This is a genomic window from Bradyrhizobium sp. INPA03-11B (assembly GCF_040446015.1).
GTDB lineage: Bacteria > Pseudomonadota > Alphaproteobacteria > Rhizobiales > Xanthobacteraceae > Bradyrhizobium > Bradyrhizobium macuxiense_A.
In genome coordinates, this window is the sequence record NZ_JASGSR010000025.1 from 53,591 (window position 1) to 69,652 (window position 16,062).

The following is a 16,062-nucleotide window of genomic DNA, read 5'->3' on the forward strand; positions in this document are numbered from 1 at the left end:
CGCGGCTTGACAAAGTGCCTCAAGGGCCGACCTGAATGCTCGGGACACCCCGATCAGAGAATGAGCCAGCCGAGCGGCAGCAGGATCGCGGCGGTGATGGCGCCTGCAAGCGCGAGGCGGCCGATCTTGTGAAGCGTCGATATCTGCGACAGGTCGCGATGCGGTTGCCGATCCAGCCACTGGCCAAACCGCCGGATAGGCAGGCCCAAGATCGATCCAAGCAGAAAGAGGATGCCGTCGAGAGCTTCCAACCGTGTCCCTTGCGTGTGAATTTCCTGACCGCGATACGTGAGCGGGGTCGGCCAGCCTTAGTGGGCGGTCACCGCTTCGACGGGCGCCGGTTCGGCGCTCCGGGCCTCGATCAGGTCGGCGTAGCGGCCATACTCCTCGGCCATTTCGAGCAGCTTTTCGCGCACCGTGGCGTCTGTGACCTGGCGGGCCAGCCGCCGCGCCTGATCGGACTGGAAGCGGTAATGTGCTGTGTCGGACATGGTGGGCTCCTCACACATGTGTAAGGGCCATCCGGCAAAGGTTCATCAAGGCGTCATTGAAGGGTCTGGGGGCGTCCGGTCAGCGCGGTCGCCGCCGCGTTCCCCGCTTTGTCCTCGCGGACCTCGACCTCGAACCAGCCCATCTCCTTCAGCTCGCGCGCCTTCTTCTCGGCCGCATCTTCGCTGTCGCGCTTCAGCACGATTTGGCTGGTGCCATCCCGGGCAAGGATCAAATAGGTCATTGGCTGAGTCCCATCCGGCATTCTGCATACCCCGTTTTGGGCTGCAAGGACAGAAGCAAGACGAGGCATGGGTGAAGCTACGGGGATGATCCCACGATTCCTGCCAAGGCGCAGCGCGGCGGGTGCTGTTGTTCGTGCAACCACTGACCCGGTCGCTGTCGCCGTTCGGCAGACAGGTGAGACGAATGAATGCAGGTGCGCGGCCGCGCGATCGATGATGTGAAGCGCCGGCTGTGGACCGGAATAGTACGGCTCTCTCCGTGCTTGTGGGGAATCAAGCGAAGCGCTTTGATTGAGCAGCAAGTACGTGTTCGGATTGCTCCTGGGGACGACGCTCGGCGTGAGCCGCAAAAAATCTGGATGGAGGACTCGATGCCCAGGCATTTCGGTTTGAAGGCAACATCCGCAGCAGGACGGTCTGCATTCACGGGATCATCGCGAGATCTGCAGCAGCGGACGGCGTCGGCAGCAGCATCGAAGAACCAAGCCGCGGCCAGCGCACCAGCGTCAAAGCTCTCGTCCCCGTCCGCGGAGCTGCCGTACTCTCCCGCGAGCTGGCGGGGCTGCCGCGGCCGGCGGTCCATCTCGCTGGACTGAAGATCCGCGCGACGTGGCATCGCCGCCCAGTCTTCAGGGCTGGGACGGGTCGTACTTTTTCTCGCGCTTCAGGTCCATGCGTTCGATGCGTTCATCGATCAGTCGATTCAGCCTCTCGTCCTGCAGCGAATCCTTCCTGAACAGCCCGCCATGCAGGCGATAGGCGAGGAGCAGCAGGACAACAGCCGCGCCCACGAGATAGTACGACCAGTCCATTGTCAGAACCGCGCCTGGCAGCCTCTATTGTCGCAATGCACCAAGGGTACGGCGAGTTCGGTCGTCCTGTCCAACGCTATCCTTAGGCCGGGCCTGCCGAACATGTTTCGAAACATCAGTGGGATGTTACAGCCGTAACATCGCGAGCGCCGGCAACGGGGCCCAGGCGGCGTTACCGGCGTGGAAGCGCAGGTCGGCTCAGTTGGAGCCCGCGAGGATGATCAGATTGTTGTAGACGGGCGTTGCGATGAAGGCGACCACATAGGCCATCTGGCGTTCGCTCTTGCCACGCCACAGCATCCACATCACGAGATAGGTCAGGCCCAGCTTGGCAATCAGCCACCATTCACCCATCCACTCCTGAGTGAACCGCATGATCGGGTTCAGTTCACCCATTCCGCGCTGCAATATCTCGTTGGTGGTGATGAGATCCGAGTAGCCCATCAGCAGGGCCGAGACCAATAGCATTGCCTTCAGCAAAGATGTTCTCGCCCGCAACTGCTTTTCCGTCATCCGGTACCTGCCCGAAATCCGCGTGTGGCTCGTGGTTCCATAATTTTGCGGAATGTTTTCAGCGAGCGCAAGCCTCCGCGACCTGGTTGTCCAACGCCAATGATTTCCAGGCTGCGCTGCAAACCGGCGTTCGGCGGGCGTGCGATGGGCCAGCATGGAGGGCTGGTGCCGGCTGAGGGGATTGAACCCCCGACCTTCAGTTTACAAAACTGCTGCTCTACCGCTGAGCTAAGCCGGCGACATGGAGTGATTTGCGCGCTCGCATAGCAGACTTGGCGGGCCAGAGCCAGAACTTGGGGCCACTTTCACCCCCATCGGCTGGCAGCAAAAAGGCGGCCCGAAGGCCGCCTGTTGCGCCGTCAGCGTTGCGCCTGAGCTATTGGCAGGGGTGCTGGCGGCCGTCGCTGCCGCGGAACCAGGTGCCGGGGGTGCAGACAAGGCCGTTCTGCCGCACATATTCCGCGCTGCCCATCGGGGCACGGCCATAATAGTCGGGGCCGCCGAACGGGGCCGTGGCGATCGCAGCCGCCGTGCCGACCGCGCCACCGACCACGCCGGCCGCGACGCCGGCGGGGCCGGGGTCATACCGGTTGTAGCTGCCTTGCCAGTCGCGGTCCCGCCGATGGTGGCGATAGGTGGTGCGCGTGGTGCCCGGTGCCATGGTCTGGCATCGAGCGTTCGGATCGGCATTCGAGCAGCGCGCGGCGGTACCGATGGTCTGTTGCGCCATCGCGGGGCCGGCCAGTACCGAAGCGAGCAGGGCTGCTGCGCCCAGGAAGGCGCCGCGCATCTTGAGCTGTGTCATGCAGGGTCTCCTCTCGTCGTTGTGACGAGCTAATCTCGCCGCGCCGTGCCTGTTCCGACGCGGCCTTGGCCTGCGTTCAAACCAGTGTGAAGTTCCGCAACTCTCGCGCATGATGCGTTCCGGATCATTGGGCTTTGACGAGAATTGCATGTACAGCGGTGTTCGATCTGATGTCGGCACCGGCACGGGGGATTGATGTTCGGAATCTTGAGTCTCGGCTTTCTGCTCGGCATGCAGCATGCGCTGGAGCCGGATCACATCGCGGCGGTATCGAGCATCGCGGCGCGCCGCACCCATGTCGGTGATATCGTCAAGCATGGCCTGACCTGGGGGCTCGGTCACACGCTGACGCTGTTCATCTTTGCCGGCGTGGCGATCCTGCTCGGCCGGGCGATCCCCGAAACGGTTTCGCAGCCGATCGAGACTGCGGTCGGCGTCATGCTGGTCGGTCTCGGCACGCATGTGTGGTGGCGGTTGTGGCGCGACCGCGTGCATTTCCACAGCCATTCGCATGGCGACACCACGCACTTCCACGCCCATAGCCACGCGGGCGAGACCGGGCCGCATGTCAGCGCCGCGCACAGCCACGCGCACGGCTTCCGCTGGCGCACGCTGCTGGTCGGCCTGATGCACGGCATGGCCGGCTCGGCGGCGCTGTTGGTGCTGACGGTGTCGCAGGCAGCGAGCCCTGCGATCGGGCTTGGCTATGTCGCGCTGTTCGGCGTCGGCTCGATGATCGGCATGGGCGTCTTGTCGAGCGTGATCGCGGTGCCGCTTGCGGCCTCGGCGCGCTGGCTGACCTGGGCCAATCGCGGCCTGCAAATGGCGGTCGGCGCGGTCACGATTGCGATCGGCATCCACTCGATCATCGAGAACGCCTTCACCTGACACAGGCTCGCCCTGGCGCGGCCGTTAACGATTTCTGATCCCGCTCGGCCGCATTGACCGGATGCCGATGCTTACGCGTTAGGCTTACCGGCAGTTTGGCCCGCGTCCTTAACCCTTCCGCGAAGCCGTTGGATTAGGCTGCACCTGGAACAATTCGGGACGCTGGGTGAACATGCGCGCAAGTCTTGCGCTGGCGATATTGGCTGCGATGAGCTCGACGGCGCTGGCCGGCGGCGGCTTCGACATTGTCGTGCCCAACCGGCCCGGCGTGCCCATCATCATCAACGGCGTCGATGCGTCCTACGCGGTGGTCGAAAGCGCGATGGGGCTTGCCCGCAACGACTCGCTGGTGCCGACCGTCTATGGCGGCCGCCCGATCGATCCGGTGCCGAATGTCGGTCACTATTATCCGAGCCTCGGCCACATGCCGGGTTACGGCCGCCTCGAGATCGAGCCGCCGGCCAACCGCAAGCTGCCGAAGCCCGCCGAGAGCTATCACGAATCATGGTCGGCGCACTCCGCGCCGCTGCCGGCGCAATCCAACGTGCCGGTCGATCCGCCTCCGGTGATCTACGCGCCGCAGTTCAACGGACCGCGGCCGCTGCCGGGTCCGCCGATGCGGCCACCGCGACCGAGAGGCCCCTAAGTCAGGAGCCCTCGAGCAGAGGGCCTTTCATAGCCACCAAGAGCTACGCGACGAATAGAGAGACCTACAGGAGAGAGTAATGCGTCAAATGATCAAAGGACTGATTGCGGCCGTGGCCGTCATGGTGACCGCGCCCGCAATGGCGTGCGGCTTCAACCCTTGCGGCTATTCCGCGCCCGTCGTGAATTACGGCTGCGGCGGCTGTGGTGGCTACGGATATGGCTATGCCGGTTACGGCGCGGTCGAACGCCTGCCCGACCCGGATGCCGCCTATCCCGACACCGCGCAGCAGTACTACTACGTCAACCAGGGGCCGGCCTACACCGGCCCGGGCAATTGGGCGCCGCGTCCGTACTACCGCGAAGGCTATGGCCGTCCGTATTACGGTCATCGTCACTATGGCTACCGTCACTACGGTTACCGTCACTACTACCGGCCCTATCGTCCGCACTACGGCTATCGCTACGGCTACGCGCCGCATCGCTACGGCCATCCGGTGCTGCGTCGCTACTACTGATCCGGCGATTTGTCGAAGCCAGCAACGCCCGTTCGCATGACGCGAGCGGGCGTTCTTCGTTTGACAATTGAAGTCGGGCCGCTGCTGGAGGGGGCGCCGCATCCCCCGCAAGTGACCGCCGCGGGTGCGCGCCGCCAAAATATCGAAAACAACCCCATGCAAAGGAGCTGGCGGCAGCCGGCGCTCGACCGGGCGACTTGACACGTCGGGCAAATCAGAGGTACATTTCGACTATTCCGAAATCATGCGGGCGCCGCTTCGCTAGCGCCCTCTGGCCCGCAAGTGCTCCCATCAAGTGCTGCGGCCCCATCCAGATATCAAGCTAACCCATCAGCCCGAGCCGGCTGGCGCCGATATAGAGCGCGAGCGCGGCGGCGTTCGACACGTTCAGGCTCTTGATCTCGCCGGGCATGTCGAGGCGGGCGACGACGCGGCAGGTCTCGCGGGTCAACTGCCGCAAGCCCTTGCCCTCGGCGCCGAGCACCAGCGCGAGCGGCTGCTGCAGCTGAACCTTGCCGAGATCCTCCGCGCCCTCGCTGTCGAGGCCTACGGTCTGGAAGCCGTGCTCGTTCAGTTCGTTCAGCGCGCGCGCCAGGTTCTGCACGGTGACAACAGGCACCAGCTCGAGCGCGCCGGAGGCGGACTTCGCCAGCACGCCGGTCGCCTCCGGGCTGTGCCGGGCGGTGGTGACGATCGCCTTCACCGCGAACGCCGCGGCCGAGCGCAGGATGGCGCCGACATTGTGCGGGTCGGTGATCTGGTCGAGCACCAGCACGATGCCCTCCTGCGCCAGCGTGTCGATGCCGGGCGAGGGCAGGGGATCGGCCTCCGCCAGCAGGCCCTGATGCACGGCATCAGGGGTGAGGCGCCGATCGAGGTCGCCGGGCCGGACGATCTCCGGAGTGACGCGGGTCGCGATGTTTTCCTCGGCGAGCCGCCGCGCCGCGTTCTCGGTCAGGTAAAGCTTGCGGATCCGCCGGTCCGGGTTGGCGAGCGCCGCCGCCACCGTGTGCCAGCCGTACAGAATCACCGGCCCGTCGGAACCGGATTCGCGGTCCCGCCGGCCCTGCGGGCGGGCGAATTTCGGCCCTTTTTGGAAGGGTTTACCGCCCTTGCCTCGGAAATTGGGTCTGCGGTCGCGATCGCTCATGTGAGGCTTGTGTCACGGCTCCCGAATATTGGCAATTTAACCTCCAAATAGGCGGCCCGCTTGGTTGACTTTGGGGACCGCCTTCCCCCATAAACGCGCCCGACCGCGCACCCGCTTCGGGTCGGCCGGTTATCAGCGTCATTTCGATGACCCGGTCCGCCGCCACTCGCGCGGCCGGTCTGATGCTGTTGGACGGGGGAGTGTCCCGAGTGGCAAAGGGAGCTGACTGTAAATCAGCCGCCTCATGGCTTCGCAGGTTCGAGTCCTGCCTCCCCCACCAGCCTTCGCTCGCTTCGCGAGCTACGGCTAGGCAAGCCAGCAAAACTCCATCGTAGCGAAGTGAGCGAAGGCGGGCTCTATCAGCTAAATCTGGCTCCACCTAAAGTTTAAGTGGACGCCGCAATCGCGCTAATTGTGTCTGCGTTACCAGAGATGGTAAGCACTCGCCCTTACGCGGGAAAACCCGCGAAGCAAGGGCGCGGGAATGCGGCAGGAGCTACGGGCGTTGACCGGGCTGCGAGGGGCGGCCGCTATGGCCGTTGCTCTCGCTCATTTCAACAATGCCTTTCCCGCCAATGCCGGCGCCGCATTCATGTGGCACAACGCCGTCGACCTGTTCTTTTGCCTCAGCGGATTCACGCTGTCCTATGTCTACAGCCGCGAGACGTTCCGCTTTCCAGACTATCTGACGGCGCGCATTGCCCGCGTCTATCCGCTCTATGTGGTCTGTCTGATCTCCGCCGGCGCGCTCTATGTGTGGCCATACCTGGTCGATCCGGTCACCTATCCCGCCGGCCGCGCTGCCCTGGACTTCGCGTTGCAGCTCACCATGCTGAATGCGTGGCCAGTGATCGGTACCGGCATGCACTGGGACGCGCCGGCCTGGTCGCTCTCGGCCGAGTGGTTTTGCTATGTCGTGCTGTTTCCGCTGCTGCTGTTCCGGAACGCACCGTCCACGGTTGCGACCAGGTTTCTCGGCATCGTGGTTTGCTCCGCCGTCGGCTTTTGGCTGTTCGCTCGCTACTATTTTGAGGGCAGCATCGGTCTGAGCGTCCCGGAAAGCCAGTTGAGCTATTGGGTTCCGGTGGTGCGGGCAACCTGCGGATTCGTCTCGGGCTGGCTCGTCTTCGCGAGTTACCAGCGCCGTGACGGGCTTCATGCCGCGTGCACGCGATTTTCCGGCGTGATCTGGTGCGGCGTCGGGCTCATTGTGCTGCTGGCCTATCGCGGCCTGATCAACCCGCAGATGCCGGTGTTCCTTTGGCCGTTCGTGGTGCTCGCTGGAACCGGCGAGGATTCGCTCAGCTCACGGCTGCTTGGATCGAAGCCGATGCACTTCCTCGGCGTGATTTCCTACTCGATCTATATGACGCATTTCATCATCCTGATCAGTTTCATGACGAGGTTCGGCCCGCTCGACATCTGGTCCCCGGCGATTTTCGGCCTGCTGGCCGGAACGACTGTCGCCGTGTCGATCGGTACGCATTTCGTGCTTGAGGTGCCGGCGCGCGATGCGATCCGCGGCCTGCGGCGCTTGCGTCGGGCTCCGGCCAGCACGTGAGAGAGCTCGATCATGCGAGGCCGCGCGGTGATATCGCGCGATCGTCAGGCCGCATGAGGCTGCCGCGTCTGGCCAAGACGCTCAGGACTGGCAACAATCCATGGGTTGGGTGCCATCCGATGCTCACGCCCGCAGCGCGCGGCGGAGCAATCCGGCGAAGTCCTGCGCCACCTGGGAGGGCGCTTCGTGCGTGGGGGAGAGGATGGCGATCTGGTACTGGATCCTCGGTTTGAACGGACGAACGACAAGGCCTTCGGTGAACGGCTTGCTCACCACCGGATCGACAATACCGACGCCACGGCCTTCGGCGACGAGTTGGCACGCGGTCGAGAAGAACTCCGTCTCTGCGACCACGTTCCAGCGTGCGCCATATTCGGAGAAGGCCGACGCCAGCTGCTGGTAGATCGGATCGCCGCGGAACAGCGTCACGAACGGGACGCCGTCGAGGTCGTCGGGGGTGATCTGCTTCAGCTTCGCAAGCGGGTGCGCGCTCGGCAGCATGCACATGCAGTCATACGAGAACACCTCCATGTGCGAGGTCGGATAATCCAGCGGCAGTTCGGCGATTGCGAGATCGAATTGCTGGGTCGAGATCAGCTCCCGCACGGTCGCGGAATTCCGCGTGATGATCTTGATCTGCAGCTCCGGCTTGTTTTTGGCGAATTGCGACAGCAGCCGCGGCAGCAGGTTGATCGAGATGCTCGGATAGGCGGCGATCGCAAGGTGACCGCGCCGCCCGGACCTGATCTCGGCGGCAACGCGCGACGCGTTCTCGGCAGCTTCGAGCGCGCGCGCCGCCTCGACATAGAACAGCTTGGCTTCCGGGGTCGGTTGCAGGCGGCCGCCGCGCCGCACGAACAGGTTAAGGCCGGTCTCGTGCTCGAGGCCCGCAATCATCGTGCTGATCCCGGGCTGCGACATGCCGAGCAGTTCGGCCGCTCTCGTCATGGTGCCGTGGAGCATCAGGGCACGGAAGCATTCGAGCTGTCTGAGACGCATGGGACGACTATACGAATACGTTATAATGGACACAATTAATATTATTAGAATTACATGACCGGCGGTGCTCCAATGGCGCGTCAGAGCCTTGAGGAGACATCACGTGACCGCTGCAACCGCCAATCTCACCCGTGCCCGCCTGATCCCAGCCCGCAACGGCGTGGCGGCGCGCCTGCAAGCGGGAGAGACCGTCACCGTGGTCAACACCCACGGCAAGCAGGTGGTCGATACCTGGGCCTTCAATGCCAACGACACCGGCGAGTTCATGTCGATGGAGCACAGCCGTGCATCGATGCTGCGGCTCATTCCCCGCGTCGGCGATACGCTGACGACCAACCGGCGCCGCGCGATCCTCACCTTCGTTGCCGACACGACGCCGGGAATCCATGACACACTGATCGCGGCCTGCGATATTCACCGCTATCGTCAGCTCGGCGCCGCCGGCCATCACGACAATTGCACGCAGAATCTGGCGCACGCACTCGAGGCGGTCGGCCTGTCGGCTGCGGTGACGCCGGCTCCGCTGAATCTGTTCATGAACGTGCCCGTCACCGACAATGGAGAGTTGGATTTCAAGTCGCCGGTCAGCGAGGCCGGGCAGTATGTGACGCTGCGCGCCGAGATGGACCTGGTCATCGTATTCTCCGCCTGTCCGCAGGACATGGTGCCGGTGAACGACATGCGGCCGACCGACGCGCATTTTCTCATCGCCTGATGCGGCCGCGCGGAGAACCGATCATGCGCAAATTGCCGCCGCTCAATGCCGTCCGCGCCTTCGAAGCCGCGGCGCGCCACGAAAGCTTCACCGCCGCCGCCAACGAACTTTGCGTCACGGTGACGGCGATCAGCCACCAGGTCCGGCAACTCGAAGCGATCCTCGGACACAAGCTGTTCGAGCGCTCCGGGCGCGCGGTCGTGTTGACCGCGGAGGGGCATGCGCTGTTTCCCATGCTGCGCGACGGTTTCGACCGCATGGCGAGCGCCTTCGCCGCGATCCGGCCGCCGGCCGACGGCGATGCGATCACCGTATCGACCACGCGCGCGTTCGCCGAACGCTGGCTGATGCCGCGGCTCGCGCGGTTCAATGCGGCATTTCCTCACCTCGTGGTCCACATCGATGCGACCGAAGAGGTGCGGGCGCCGGGCACCGAGGGCGTCGATCTGGCGATTCGCTACGGACGCGTCGACCGCGCCGGCGAGCCATCGGTGCTGTTCAGCGATCGCTACATTGCGGTTGCGGCAAGCGCGATCTGTCCGCCCGGTGCCCGTCCAGGCATCGACGACATCCGTTCGCGCTCGTTGCTGGCGTTCCGCTGGAAGAACGCCGCGCTGGATTCGCCGGCGTGGTCGGCCTGGCTTGCGGGGGCCGATCATGATCCCGGCCGGGACTTCCGCATCTCCTGGTACAGCGAGGAGCCGCTGGCGCTGCACGCCGCCGAGCGCGGGCTCGGACCGCTGTTGTGCAGCGACGCGCTGGTGGACGAGCAATTGCGCGAGGGCACGCTGCGCCGGCTCGACGGACCCGCGCTTGCGGGCTTCGCCTATCGCCTGGTGGATGCGCCAGGTGCTGCCCGGCGCAAATCAGTGACGGCATTCATCGATTGGCTGCGCGGGGAGGCCGCGGCATTTCGCGCGGCTCCCGGACAGGTCATGACACGGGCTGCGTGAAGTAGGGCAGGGTCTCGACGCGGACCTGGTAGGTTCCTGCCCTGACCAGGCCGTCGAGATGCGCGGCGATTTCCTCGAGCGATGCGAACCAGACCTTGCGCTCGGCGACGATCCGCTCGAGCCAGCGCTCCACCACGCGCCAGCGGGCAAGCCGGCCGGTCAGGAACGGGTGCCAGATCCCCATCCAGAATCCACCGGCCTCATAGGCGGCCTCGAACTCCTCGAAGGATGCGGCAAGGCCCTCGCTCGGCGATTTGACCGGCATCATATAGCCGATCTCCGCGTAATGGGCGAAAGGCGGCCAATCGTCCGATCCCCAATGCGGCGGCATCTCGTAAAGCGATCCGCGCGCGGTGCGCATCTGGTACGGGATGTCGTCGGCCATCAGCGACGAATCGTAGACAAAGCCATGCTCGATCAGGAGATCGATCGTGGTCTGGTTGGCGTTGTAGACCGGCGCGCGGTAGCCGCGCGGCTTGCGTCCGGTCATCGCGACATGAATGGCGAGGGCGCGTTCGAAGGCTTCGCGCTGCTGCGCCGAGGAAATCTCCGTCGGATCCTCATGGATGTAGCCGTGATGGCCGATCTCGTGGCCACCCCTGAGGATCGCCTCGACCGCATCCGGATAGCGCTGCATGGTCCAGGCCGGCATGAAGAACGACTGCTTGAGGCCAAGGCGGCGATAGGTTTCCAGGATGCGTGGCACGCCGACGGTCGGCCCGTATCGCCCCATCGTGATCGGATAGAGCCGGTCGAACGAATCCTTCGGCCGCGCGACGTGAATCAGGCTGTCGGCGTCGACGTCGAACGTGATCGCACAGGCGCAGCGCGCGCCATTCGGCCAGGGGATGGGATTCTTTATCATCGGATCATCCTCGCGCAGCCGGCAGGCTTGGGCGCATCATTCCGCTGCAACATTAACAGGCCCGTCGATTCCAAGACACTGCCGGACCAGCACCGGGATCGCGGCAAAGGCGTCGGCGAGCGATCGCCGGTAGCGTTCATCGTTGAATTCTTGATAATCGACCGCGATCAGATGGCTCTCCTGCACCCCGAGATAGTGGGCGCAGGTGAAGATATGGGTTTCCAGATGGTTCATGGTCTCCCGCACCCCGCCGGGGCCGAAGCCGAATTCGCCGCGCGAGCTCAGCACCACCAGCGTCTTGCCGCGCATGATCGGATCGAGCGGAAAGTCGCCGCGTGCGAGATCGAAGCTGAAGGTCTTGTCGATCCGGATCACCTTGTCGAACCATGACTTCAGCGCCGCCGGCATGCCGTAATTGTGCATCGGCGCCCCGATCACGATCACATTGGCGCGGTCGAGCTCGTCGATCAGCTCATCGGAGAGGCGAAGCTCGTCGTGCTGCTCCGCCGTGCGGTCGCCGGGCGTGGTGAAGGCCGCGGCCACCCACGCCTCTGTGATGAGGGGCGGAGGATTGCGGCCGACGTCGCGCGAAATGATCGTGGCGCCGGGCTCGTGCGTGAGCCAGTGCTCGACAAGCGATCTGGAGAGCTTCCGGCTGACCGAACGGTCGCCGCGCGGGCTGGCATCGATATGCAGAAGTGTCGTCATCCCTGACCTCGGCTGATGGGGGGCAATGCGTCGGCTCCACAATGACCGAGTGCCGCGGGCGGCGTGATTGACGAATCCGGCAGGCGAGTTGAGAAAATCTCAACAGTGAAGCAGCGCGCCATTGTGGCGCGGTGTGCCGGCTTTGTCGCAGCCCGATTTGTCCATATCCGGTATGCAAGCTTCACTCTCGATATGGTCTCAACCCGGCTTGAGGATTTCTCATTATCGTTTCATCGCCGCCTGCTGCTCAGATGCCCCATCCCGGCCCAAAGCCAATGCGCCGGACAAACGGGGGAAACATGTTGCTCAAGCAGACACAGCTTCCGGCGCAGGATGAAGCCGGCTTCGATGCCCACGGAATTGAGCCGGTGCCGGCGGCGCACCGCACGTCGTCGGCGTTCGATCAATTCTGGATCTGGACCGGCGCGAACATCGCGCCGATCAACTGGGTGCTCGGCGCGCTCGGCATCCAGCTCGGCCTCAGCCTGCTGCAAACGCTTGCCGTCATCGTCGTCGGCAATCTGTTCGGCGCGGCGCTGTTTGCCGCCTTCTGCCTGATGGGACACCGCACCGGCGTGCCGCAGATGGTGCTCGGCCGCCTGGCGTTCGGCCGGCGCGGCGCCTATCTGCCGGCACTGGCGCAGGTGTTGATGCCGATGGGGTGGGTTGCGATCAACACCTGGATCGTGCTCGACCTCTGCATGGCCGCGCTCGAGCGGATGGGAATCGGTGGCGGCGTCGAGCTCAAATACGCGATCGCGGTGCTGGTGATGCTGTTTCAGGTCGGCATCGCAGCCTGGGGCTTCAACGCCATCAAGGTGTTCGAGCGCTACACCATGCCGGTCATTTTGCTGATCATGGCCGTCATGACCACGCTCGCGTTCCTGCGCGTCGATATCAAATGGCAGTCCGCTGGTGTGACCGGCATGCCGGCCTTCGCCGCGGCGACGCAACTGATGACCGCGATCGGCATCGGCTGGGGCATTTCGTGGCTCACCTATGCCTCCGACTATACGCGCTTCACAAAACCCTCGCTCGGCGCCGCCAAAGTGTTCCGTGCGACATTCCTCGGCATGTTCCTGCCGACGGTCTGGCTCGCGCTCCTCGGCGCTGCGATCGCGTCCGCCGGCGCCGGCTCCGATCCGTCGAAGCTGATCATTGCCGCGTTCGGCACCATGGCGCTGCCGGTGCTGCTGGTGCTGCTCCATGGCCCGATCGCGACCAACATCGTCGTGATCTATTCAGCGGCGCTGTCCTCGCTCGCGCTCGATCTGCGGCGGCCGCGCTGGGTGATCTCGGTGGTCTCCGGCCTGATCGCCTCCGCGATCCTCTACGCTTTCCTGCAATCGGGCGATTTCGCGCATGCGTTCGACAATTTCATGGTCGCCCTGATCGTCTGGATCAGCCCATGGGCCGGGGTCACGCTCGCCGATTTCTACCTCGTGCGACGCGGCCGCATCGATGTCGCGTCGCTTTACGAGGAGCCGGGGCGAGGTCGCGATTTCAACTGGGCGGGGCTGATCGCCTTTGCTGCCGGCTTCGTGGCGGCGTGGGCGTTCCAGATGGGCACGATCAAGGCAATGCAAGGTCCGCTGGCGCTCGCGACCGGTGGGGTCGATCTGTCGTGGCTCACGGGGATCGGCGTGGCAGCGGTGAGCTATCTGGCGCTGCATCGGCTCTTTGGACGTCCGCTGGCGCGGAGCGGCGGGTTGCCGGCCGCGGACGAAGCATCGATCGAGCCCGCGCCGACATCGACCTGACGGGGGCACGCCTTGCGCCTGTTCACTCGATCCGCGCGAACAACTCCACCAGCGTCTCGCGCAGCCAGCGCTGCGCGGGCACGGTGTCGTTGCGCTGGTGCCAGAACAGGCTGACGATGCGCGGCGGCGCCGGCAGCGGTACCGGCACGGCGTGGAGATGGGGCGCCTGGCGGGACTGCGCGCTGAGATCGCGCGGCAGCACGGCGATCAGGTCGGACTGGCGGACGATCTCGTAGGCGGCGTTGTAGTGATTGACGATGGCGACGAGGTTGCGCGACAGCCCGCGCGAGGCGAGGAACTGATCGTAGGTCGGCGCCGTCCGGCCCGCGAGGCTCACATCGACATGCTTGGCGTTGAGGAAGCTTCGCACGTTCAGCCGGCTCCGGTTCGCAAGCGGGTGATCCCGCCGCATGAAGCAGGCATAGTCGACCGTCCACAGCGAACGCGAGCGGATCAGTCCCGGATGCTGGGCCTCGTTGACATAGACGCTCAGCACGCAATCGACCCGGTTGTCCTCGAGTTGGTCGGCGATCCCGATGATGGTGTTCGGTGCGGTACGCAGCCGCGCGGTCGGCGCCATCTCGGCAAAGCGGTTCAACAGCCGCGGCATCACCAGAGACGCCACGTAGTCCGACATCGACAGGCTGAACTCGGTCTGCGCGCTGCGTGAATCGAAGACCTTCTCGTCGAGCGCGCCGCGGATGCTTTCCAGCGCGCCGCCGATCGGATCCCACAATGCCACGGCCCGCTGGGTCGGGCGGATTCCGGTGCCGGATCTGACGAACAGGGGATCGCCCAGCGCGTCGCGCAGCCTCGCAAGCGCGTTGCTGACCGCGGGCTGGGTCATCGTCAGCGCGCTGGCGGCGCGGGTGACGCTGCCCTCGGTCATCAGCGCCTCGAAGACTTTCAACAGGTTGAGGTCGAGCGTGCGGAAGGACAGGGGCAATATTCACCGTGGTGATGTACCAGATAACAATTATAAATTATTCCCATAATGCGGATTTGTCTATCATTGCCCGGCTGACCCTGCGGCGTGTGCCGATCGCGGGGCGGAGGGGGGCTATTTCATGTCGATGATTTCGGCGCGCATCGAGCGCCTGCCGTTCGCGCGTTTCCATGTGCACCTGCTGCTGATGGGCGGCCTCGGTTATCTGTTCGACGCGATGGATGCCGCGGTGCTGGCGTTCATCCTGCCGGTGCTGCGCACCGCCTGGGGGCTCACCAATGTCGAGACCGGCGTGCTCGGCAGCAGCACCTTCGTCGGTTATCTCTTTGGCGCGCTGCTGGCGGGGACGCTGGGCGATCTGATCGGCCGCCGTGCGGTGATGATGTCGGCGCTGGCACTCTACAGCGTGGCCTCGCTGGCGAGCGCGGCGGTGGACAGCTGGCCGGCGTTCTTTGCCGCGCGCGTCGTCGCCGGCATGGGCACCGGCGCGGAGAGCGCGATCATCGCGCCGTATCTCGCGGAGTTCGTGGCGCGGCGTTACCGGGGCGCTTTCACCGGTGCGCTCGCGGGCTTCTTCTCGTTCGGCTTCGTCGCCGCCGCCTTGCTCGGCTATTTCATTGTGCCTGCCTACGAGAACGGCTGGCGTATCGTGCTCGTCATCACCGCGGTGCCGGTCGTGATGCTGCTGTGGTGGCGGAGGTCGCTGCCGGAATCGCCGCGCTGGCTGGAAAGCCGCGGCAGGGCCAAAGAGGCCGAAGCGGTGCTCGACAAGATCGAGGCCGTCTTCGCGCGCGAGGGCCGCGCGCTGCCGGCTCCGGTCCCCGAGCCCGCGCTGCCTGCCCTATCGACGGGAACGCTGCTGAGCAATTTTGCGGCGCTGCTGGCCGGCCGCCAGGCCCGCATCACCACCATGACCTGGATCATGTGGCTGTCGATCACGTTCAGCTACTATTCCTTCTTCGTCTGGATTCCCGGCCTCTTGGTGCAGAACGGCATGAGCATCACCAAGAGCTTTGGCTATTCGCTCGCGATGTATTGCGCGCAGGTGCCGGGCTATTTCACCGCCGCCTTCTTCAATGAGCGGATCGGACGGCAGGCGACGATTGCGACCTACATGCTGCTCGGCGGCGTCAGCGCGCTCGGGCTCGCCTTTGCCAAGAGCGATGGCGAGATCATGACGGCCGGCCTGCTGCTGTCGTTCTTCATGAACGGCACCTATGCGGGCGTTTATGCCTACACGGCCGAAGTGTTCCCGACATCGATCCGGACCACCGGAGCCGGGCTCGCATCCGCGATCGGCCGCATCGGCGCGATCGCAGCACCGATCCTGGTCGGCTACCTCTACCCGAACTTCGGCTTTGCCGGCGTATTCGGCGTCACCACGTCGGTCCTCTTGATCGGCGCGCTCACCGTCGTGCTGATGGGCGTGCCGACGCGCGGCCGATCGCTGGAAGAAATTGCAAGCAAGACCGCGTGACCACGGCGGCGTC

The 16,062-nt window shown here is 64.8% G+C and carries 19 protein-coding genes and 2 tRNA genes; 9 read left to right on the forward strand and 12 right to left on the reverse strand.

Annotated features, from left to right (window positions below; translation table 11 throughout):
• Positions 1-53: 53 nt before the first annotated feature.
• The 7 genes from QMZ05_RS13310 to QMZ05_RS13340 all read right to left on the reverse strand — a co-directional run bounded on the left by QMZ05_RS13310 (position 54) and on the right by QMZ05_RS13340 (position 2,864).
• Positions 54-251 (reverse strand): hypothetical protein, encoded by a 198-nt coding sequence (locus tag QMZ05_RS13310; RefSeq protein WP_353701156.1) that lies wholly within the window; start codon positions 249-251, stop codon positions 54-56.
• 57 nt (positions 252-308) lie between these two features.
• The gene (locus QMZ05_RS13315) at positions 309-491 is read right to left on the reverse strand and encodes a hypothetical protein (RefSeq protein ID WP_095735243.1); all 183 of its coding nucleotides are present in this window, start codon (positions 489-491) and stop codon (positions 309-311) included.
• A 53-nt stretch (positions 492-544) separates the two neighbouring features.
• Positions 545-733, reverse strand: coding sequence for a hypothetical protein (locus QMZ05_RS13320; protein WP_353701157.1), 189 nt, complete (start codon positions 731-733; stop codon positions 545-547).
• 630 nt (positions 734-1,363) lie between these two features.
• Positions 1,364-1,546 (reverse strand): hypothetical protein, encoded by a 183-nt coding sequence (locus tag QMZ05_RS13325; RefSeq protein ID WP_353701158.1) that lies wholly within the window; start codon positions 1,544-1,546, stop codon positions 1,364-1,366.
• Positions 1,547-1,744: 198 nt separating this feature from the next.
• On the reverse strand, positions 1,745-2,026 hold the full coding sequence (locus tag QMZ05_RS13330; protein ID WP_279709759.1) for a DUF5658 family protein: 282 nt from the start codon (positions 2,024-2,026) through the stop codon (positions 1,745-1,747).
• Positions 2,027-2,222: 196 nt separating this feature from the next.
• Positions 2,223-2,297: transfer RNA gene (locus QMZ05_RS13335), tRNA-Thr, on the reverse strand.
• A gap of 138 nt (positions 2,298-2,435) precedes the next feature.
• Complete coding sequence (locus QMZ05_RS13340) at positions 2,436-2,864, reverse strand: hypothetical protein (RefSeq protein ID WP_353701159.1); 429 nt, start codon at positions 2,862-2,864, stop codon at positions 2,436-2,438.
• Between the two features lie 195 nt (positions 2,865-3,059).
• On the opposite strand from QMZ05_RS13340, the gene QMZ05_RS13345 reads away from it, so the two are divergent.
• The 3 genes from QMZ05_RS13345 to QMZ05_RS13355 all read left to right on the forward strand — a co-directional run bounded on the left by QMZ05_RS13345 (position 3,060) and on the right by QMZ05_RS13355 (position 4,915).
• Entirely contained in the window at positions 3,060-3,752 is a 693-nt protein-coding gene (locus QMZ05_RS13345) for an urease accessory protein (protein WP_353701160.1), read from the forward strand.
• A gap of 172 nt (positions 3,753-3,924) precedes the next feature.
• On the forward strand, positions 3,925-4,398 hold the full coding sequence (locus tag QMZ05_RS13350) for a hypothetical protein (RefSeq protein WP_353701161.1): 474 nt from the start codon (positions 3,925-3,927) through the stop codon (positions 4,396-4,398).
• A 79-nt stretch (positions 4,399-4,477) separates the two neighbouring features.
• Complete coding sequence (locus tag QMZ05_RS13355) at positions 4,478-4,915, forward strand: hypothetical protein (protein WP_353701162.1); 438 nt, start codon at positions 4,478-4,480, stop codon at positions 4,913-4,915.
• Positions 4,916-5,237: 322 nt separating this feature from the next.
• On the opposite strand, the gene rlmB is transcribed toward QMZ05_RS13355, so the two are convergent.
• Entirely contained in the window at positions 5,238-6,065 is an 828-nt protein-coding gene (gene rlmB / locus QMZ05_RS13360; protein WP_353701163.1) for a 23S rRNA (guanosine(2251)-2'-O)-methyltransferase RlmB, read from the reverse strand.
• A gap of 194 nt (positions 6,066-6,259) precedes the next feature.
• On the opposite strand from rlmB, the gene QMZ05_RS13365 reads away from it, so the two are divergent.
• Both QMZ05_RS13365 and QMZ05_RS13370 read left to right on the forward strand, forming a co-directional pair.
• Positions 6,260-6,345, forward strand: a tRNA-Tyr gene (locus tag QMZ05_RS13365).
• A 204-nt stretch (positions 6,346-6,549) separates the two neighbouring features.
• Positions 6,550-7,626, forward strand: coding sequence for an acyltransferase (locus QMZ05_RS13370; protein WP_353701164.1), 1,077 nt, complete (start codon positions 6,550-6,552; stop codon positions 7,624-7,626).
• A gap of 123 nt (positions 7,627-7,749) precedes the next feature.
• Here QMZ05_RS13370 and QMZ05_RS13375 read toward each other — a convergent pair whose 3' ends face one another.
• A complete protein-coding gene (locus tag QMZ05_RS13375; RefSeq protein WP_353701165.1) occupies positions 7,750-8,625 on the reverse strand; it encodes a LysR family transcriptional regulator in 876 nt (291 codons plus the stop codon).
• A 103-nt stretch (positions 8,626-8,728) separates the two neighbouring features.
• Here QMZ05_RS13375 and QMZ05_RS13380 point away from each other — a divergent pair, with 103 nt between their 5' ends.
• Together QMZ05_RS13380 and QMZ05_RS13385 are read left to right on the forward strand one after the other, a co-directional pair.
• Positions 8,729-9,340: an urea carboxylase-associated family protein gene (locus QMZ05_RS13380; RefSeq protein WP_353701166.1), complete on the forward strand. Its 612-nt coding sequence runs from the start codon at positions 8,729-8,731 to the stop codon at positions 9,338-9,340.
• A gap of 23 nt (positions 9,341-9,363) precedes the next feature.
• Positions 9,364-10,293, forward strand: coding sequence for a LysR substrate-binding domain-containing protein (locus QMZ05_RS13385; RefSeq protein ID WP_353701167.1), 930 nt, complete (start codon positions 9,364-9,366; stop codon positions 10,291-10,293).
• Here QMZ05_RS13385 and QMZ05_RS13390 read toward each other — a convergent pair.
• Both QMZ05_RS13390 and QMZ05_RS13395 read right to left on the reverse strand, forming a co-directional pair.
• Positions 10,274-11,158 carry a polysaccharide deacetylase gene (locus QMZ05_RS13390; protein WP_353701168.1) on the reverse strand — a complete coding sequence of 295 codons (885 nt, stop codon included), beginning with the start codon at positions 11,156-11,158 and terminating at the stop codon, positions 10,274-10,276. The genes QMZ05_RS13385 and QMZ05_RS13390 overlap by 20 nt on opposite strands.
• 36 nt (positions 11,159-11,194) lie before the next feature.
• Positions 11,195-11,866, reverse strand: a complete 672-nt coding sequence (locus QMZ05_RS13395; RefSeq protein WP_353701169.1) for an NAD(P)H-dependent oxidoreductase — start codon at positions 11,864-11,866, stop codon at positions 11,195-11,197.
• Between the two features lie 299 nt (positions 11,867-12,165).
• Between QMZ05_RS13395 and QMZ05_RS13400 the strand changes: the two genes are divergently transcribed.
• Positions 12,166-13,626: a cytosine permease gene (locus QMZ05_RS13400; RefSeq protein WP_353701170.1), complete on the forward strand. Its 1,461-nt coding sequence runs from the start codon at positions 12,166-12,168 to the stop codon at positions 13,624-13,626.
• A gap of 22 nt (positions 13,627-13,648) precedes the next feature.
• Here QMZ05_RS13400 and QMZ05_RS13405 read toward each other — a convergent pair whose 3' ends face one another.
• Positions 13,649-14,572, reverse strand: a complete 924-nt coding sequence (locus tag QMZ05_RS13405) for a LysR substrate-binding domain-containing protein (RefSeq protein ID WP_353701171.1) — start codon at positions 14,570-14,572, stop codon at positions 13,649-13,651.
• Positions 14,573-14,693: 121 nt separating this feature from the next.
• On the opposite strand from QMZ05_RS13405, the gene QMZ05_RS13410 reads away from it, so the two are divergent.
• Positions 14,694-16,049, forward strand: coding sequence for an MFS transporter (locus tag QMZ05_RS13410; RefSeq protein ID WP_353701172.1), 1,356 nt, complete (start codon positions 14,694-14,696; stop codon positions 16,047-16,049).
• The last annotated feature ends 13 nt before the right edge of the window (positions 16,050-16,062 follow it).